At 58.4% G+C, this 418-nt stretch carries 1 pseudogene and 1 other annotated feature; the pseudogene reads right to left on the reverse strand.

From position 1 onward, the window contains the following. Positions 1–418: pseudogene (locus WA367_RS12610) on the reverse strand (IS3 family transposase); the annotation flags it as partial. After that, positions 131–247 (reverse strand) — a sequence feature (AL1L pseudoknot). Its footprint overlaps the pseudogene before it by 117 nt.

The raw sequence follows: 418 nt of genomic DNA on the forward strand, positions 1-418 counted from the left end.
AAACGCCGTAGACCTTGTAGTTCTGTTCCCAGACGCGCTCGATTTCGGGCCTCAAGGTCATATCCCGCTTCGCCCGATCCGACAGCAGATCTGCGTTCGCCTTCTTGGCCATGTGATCGTAGAACGTGGAAGGGGCAATCGGCAGTTGCTTGCAGATCGGCTCGACCCCGATGGTGTCACGGTGCTCTTCGATAAAGGCGATCATGTCCTGGAGCGGCGGTCGAGCTCCGCCTGCGCAAAATACGCCGAAGCCTTCCGCAGGATCTCGTTGGCCTGCTTCAGTTCGCGGTTCTCGCGTTCCAAGGACTTCAACTTCTCGGCCATCTCGGTCGTAATACCGGCCCGGTCTCCGCGATCAACCTCGGCCTTCTTGACCCACTCGTTCAGCGTCTGGGGTGCACAACCAATCTTCGATGAA

Source organism: Nitratireductor sp. CH_MIT9313-5 (assembly GCF_037029545.1).
In the GTDB taxonomy this organism is placed as follows: domain Bacteria; phylum Pseudomonadota; class Alphaproteobacteria; order Rhizobiales; family Rhizobiaceae; genus Chelativorans.